The following is a 3,851-nucleotide window of genomic DNA, read 5'->3' as shown; positions in this document are numbered from 1 at the left end:
CAAAGCAGCCTCGATAGTGTTGGCAGTAGTCATCAATAAAGCTAACGGTTGCGACCGGATCTCGTTGCTCAAGCATAGGTCAGCTAGAATCACAGCTATTCCCAAGTTAATTTCTTCTCACCGTAGTAACAAAAGAAGGATATACCCCCAGCCGCTTCAAAAATTAGCAAATTCATGATGCCTGCCTGATCCAGTAATATCAATTGAGCGGCCGCGATCTAAGCTAGCGAGTTTCCACTGGGGGAAGTTGCTCTGGTTGGATTGTCAATGTCACTGTTCGCTCGTTACGTTGCAGCTGTACGGGTAGCTTACCTCCAACTCCCGCCTTCTCGATGAGTCGTTGCACTTTACTGGCTTCGGTGACCGGTTGATCAGCAACCGTTTGAAACACATCTCCGACTCGCACGCCTGCTCTCGCCGCAGGTGAGTTGGGTTGCACCTGAACCACCAAAATTCCCTGGTCGGCTTCAACCTGCATGCCACTATTGGCAGAGGTATTGATAAACTGCTTCACCTGTGGATTGAGTGTCGCCATCTGCACCCCAATATAAGGGTGTTCAACCTGTCCCGTTGTAATCAGCTGTTGGGCCACTTGTTGGGCTGTGTTGATCGGAATGGCAAAGCCCAGTCCTTGCGCTCCTTGAAGAATGGCCGTGTTGATGCCAATCACGTCTCCGGCTGCATTTAGGAGGGGTCCCCCTGAGTTGCCTGGATTAATCGCCGCATCTGTTTGGATGAAGCCAACCCGCTTATCTGGAATGCCAATCGCCGCACTCGAGCGTTCAGTGCCGCTAATCACACCCACAGTTACCGTTTCCTGCAACCCGAGGGGATTACCAATCGCGATCGCCCACTGCCCTTGCCGAACGGTATCAGAATCCCCCAGGGTGACGGTAGGCAGGTTCTCGGCTTGTACTCGAATCACGGCTACGTCTGTGACCGGATCTTTGCCCAGCACCTGCCCTTCTAAAATGCGACCATCCTGAAAAGACACGGTCACGGTATCAGCTTCATCGACTACATGAGCATTGGTGAGGAGCAACCCATCGGAATCAATGACAAATCCAGAACCAATGCCTCGCAACACACGGCTATTCGATGGCATGGGTTGTCCTCCGCCCAAGAAAGGTCTGAGGGAACCCGGTACATTTCTGGTTCCCGCTAAGGTGCGAGACACATTCACCTGAACCACGGCTGCTTCTGCTTTATTTAAGGCTGCGGTCACAAAGTTATCTCCTACGCTATTTTGCGCCAGCAGAATACCCTTGTCTTGCCCTGTCTCAAATGGTGGCAAGCTCCCTAGGCGAGGTGGTAACGCTTGAGCAGAGTTGTGGTTCAAAAACCCCATACCAAGACTAATAAATACAATTAACAGACAAGTTGCTAGTCTCTGTGTCCAACGCTGACAAAGGATGGCTCGCGGCTCAGCTTTGCGAGTGGAATCGGAAGGTTTAAGGTCAAGAGTGACGAAGTTACGATCGCTGGGCATGGTGCTTAATTCTGTTCTAAGTGGCTTCTGTGATGAGCTATCGCTGAGGATAGCTGGGCGATTGGAAAAGACTGCTTTTGAAGTTGCGTCGTTTTTTATCCTCAATGTGCTGGATTCTTAGTGTGTGGCTTCTGGCCAAGCTCATGCCAGCTTTTCTCTTCCACGTGAACCCCATAATGCTCAGCCGCTTTTTGGATATTGGCAAAGGCTAAATCTCGCTCTGCGTCAGTGACATCTTGAACTTGGTCAAAGCGAGCCAAGGCGTTCTGAACGTGGGAGGCATTGGTTAAGGGTGCTTTTCGCTGGTTGGGAAACGCAAATGCGCTATCTGGTAGTTCTTTGCGGTCTTTGGCACTCAGTTTGCCAGGTTCGGTATGGGGTTTCCAGGTCGGTTGAGTTGCCATTGATTTGATTCTCTTATTGGGATCAGGCCAATTTTTAGGCGTTGTCAGCTTGTAAAGCGAACAGGCGATCGCTCAGTGTCATCACTCGCTTGATTTCAATGCTTCGTCTGCTGGCGCAGATTCGTTCAACTCATTCAGTTCGTCCAAGAGTTCTTCTGCTTCTGTATCCCCTGCATCCGCTTGACGCAGCAAGTAGTCAAGGACTTTGTTAACCAATCCATTGGGAATGTCCATCACTATCCTTTTCTGAAATAGGGTTCAATCAAATTAACCACGGTGTCTCTGGGTAGAAATCGAGATAAATTCGCCAGGATTTGATTGCTGACAGCACCCGGCACAATATTAGATGCTTCCTTCTCTAAAGCGGCTAGGGTTTCTTTCACCACAACTTCTTTTGACGTGTAGTTTTGAGCGGCCCGCTTTGCCAATCGGGATGGAAAATTGGCTTCTTGGAAAAACTCTGTATCTGTCGGCCCCGGACAAACTGCCAAGACTCGTACCCCATACCGACGGTTTTCTGCCCAGAGGGCCTCACTAAAACTGAGCACAAACGCTTTGGTGGCGGCATAAATGGCGAAATAAGGGATCGGTTGAAATGCGGCAGTAGAAGCCATATTGACAATGTTGCCGTGACCGCGCTGACGCATGTCTGGTAGGAACCGGTGCGTTAAATCAACGAGAGCGAGAATATTGAGCTGGATTGCCTGCAATTGCTGTGCTCCATCTAGCTCTACAAAGGCTCCATACTGACCGAAACCGGCATTGTTAATCAGCAGGTCAATGTTTAATCCTTTTTGTTTGACGGCATCAAAGACCGATGCTGCTGCTGAGGGTGCAGTCAAGTCTTGAGCAATCACATCGGCGTGAATCCTATACTGATCTTGCAACTGCTGTGCCAGTTGCTGCAACTTCGTTTCAGAACGAGCCACTAAAACCAAATCAGTTTTACGAGCCGCCAGTTCCTGAGCAAAAGCAGTGCCGATACCTGCAGACGCTCCAGTGATAAGAGCTGTTGTCATAGCCAGACAAAAAACAGAATAGTTACACGTTACAAAGCTTAAACTGGCTTTTCCTCGACCAAAATGAGGAATCAGCCACAGAAGCATGCCGATCTTCCACAGATCGGCTACCGATAGGCTCAGGGGGCAACAGAAAGCTGGAAAGGAACGTTTAACCAGGCGATAGAGCTGCTGTCCCTATAGCCAAAGCGAAGACAGCTCGAATCTCTATTGTGTAGGAGCTGGGACACATCCCGGAGCAGGTTTACCGGGTGTGATGAGTTCTGCGAAAATGGTGGCGATCCTGATTGGTGCTGCCTAGCGAGATTGCATTACCGGACAACTTCATTGAGGGCTATTCGCAGCAAAATTCAGCTAATCGATATCAGCCCTAAGAGCTAGCAAGCGGTTATCACAGTACAAGCGGGTGAAGGCAGTTTTAGATCAGTGCGTCAACGAGGTTAAAGAAGATGGTCAAAAAGAAAAAGAGTGAGAGACCTTGGAGCTACAAACGTGCTCCTGATGGTTGGGAAGTCTGCCTGGACGGTAAAAGTAAAGGCATCGTGGTCAAGGACGGTCCTGCTGAAACTCCTTGGAGATGGAAATCGCTGGGTAAGAGTGGAGAACTTCACTCTACCCGGAATGAGGCAGCAGCAGCACTTTTGCAAGCGTATAAAGAGAGGTAAAAACAAGTTAGGACTTCTATTGGAAGAGAAGCGATCGCTGACTCTCAGACCTCAACTGGAATACTGAGAAATTCCCCGTCGCCCTTAACTGGCACGTATGAGAAGCCCTTCGTATCCCTGACAGGGGATTTCTACTGGGCACCAACTGCCGCTATTTTTTTCTAGAGTGGCAAAGATAGCTGGAGAAGTGGGAGAGAGACAGATAGGCTAGTACCAGAGCGTGAGCTAGGGGTTAAGCCAAAAGATGGTGAGACGAACATCCCAACCAGAAGCG

The 3,851-nt window shown here is 49.6% G+C and carries 5 protein-coding genes; 1 reads left to right on the top strand and 4 read right to left on the bottom strand.

The window, feature by feature from the left end:
* Positions 1–223: 223 nt before the first annotated feature.
* From H6F68_RS08985 to H6F68_RS08970, 4 genes are all read right to left on the bottom strand, one after another.
* Complete coding sequence (locus H6F68_RS08985; RefSeq protein WP_190558290.1) at positions 224–1,489, bottom strand: HhoA/HhoB/HtrA family serine endopeptidase; 1,266 nt, start codon at positions 1,487–1,489, stop codon at positions 224–226.
* Positions 1,490–1,590: 101 nt separating this feature from the next.
* Positions 1,591–1,893 (bottom strand): DUF6582 domain-containing protein, encoded by a 303-nt coding sequence (locus tag H6F68_RS08980; RefSeq protein WP_190558288.1) that lies wholly within the window; start codon positions 1,891–1,893, stop codon positions 1,591–1,593.
* Positions 1,894–1,974: 81 nt separating this feature from the next.
* Positions 1,975–2,127 (bottom strand): hypothetical protein, encoded by a 153-nt coding sequence (locus H6F68_RS08975; RefSeq protein ID WP_190558286.1) that lies wholly within the window; start codon positions 2,125–2,127, stop codon positions 1,975–1,977.
* A gap of 2 nt (positions 2,128–2,129) precedes the next feature.
* The gene (locus H6F68_RS08970; protein ID WP_190558284.1) at positions 2,130–2,912 is read right to left on the bottom strand and encodes an SDR family oxidoreductase; all 783 of its coding nucleotides are present in this window, start codon (positions 2,910–2,912) and stop codon (positions 2,130–2,132) included.
* 449 nt (positions 2,913–3,361) lie between these two features.
* Between H6F68_RS08970 and H6F68_RS08965 the strand changes: the two genes are divergently transcribed.
* Positions 3,362–3,577: a hypothetical protein gene (locus H6F68_RS08965; RefSeq protein WP_190558282.1), complete on the top strand. Its 216-nt coding sequence runs from the start codon at positions 3,362–3,364 to the stop codon at positions 3,575–3,577.
* The last annotated feature ends 274 nt before the right edge of the window (positions 3,578–3,851 follow it).

It is taken from the genome of Trichocoleus sp. FACHB-262 (assembly GCF_014696035.1).
Classification (GTDB): Bacteria; Cyanobacteriota; Cyanobacteriia; order FACHB-46; family FACHB-46; genus Trichocoleus.
Note: the sequence above shows the minus strand (reverse complement) of the source record. Positions and strands in the feature narration are given on the sequence as shown.

Excerpts from the sequence above, each read along its gene's own strand:
- H6F68_RS08980 (WP_190558288.1), bottom strand. The coding sequence starts at position 1,893 with ATGGCAACTCAACCGACCTGGAAACCCCATACCGAACCTGGCAAACTG.
- H6F68_RS08965 (WP_190558282.1), top strand. The coding sequence starts at position 3,362 with ATGGTCAAAAAGAAAAAGAGTGAGAGACCTTGGAGCTACAAACGTGCT.
- H6F68_RS08975 (WP_190558286.1), bottom strand. The coding sequence starts at position 2,127 with ATGGACATTCCCAATGGATTGGTTAACAAAGTCCTTGACTACTTGCTG.
- H6F68_RS08985 (WP_190558290.1), bottom strand. The coding sequence starts at position 1,489 with ATGCCCAGCGATCGTAACTTCGTCACTCTTGACCTTAAACCTTCCGAT.
- H6F68_RS08970 (WP_190558284.1), bottom strand. The coding sequence starts at position 2,912 with ATGACAACAGCTCTTATCACTGGAGCGTCTGCAGGTATCGGCACTGCT.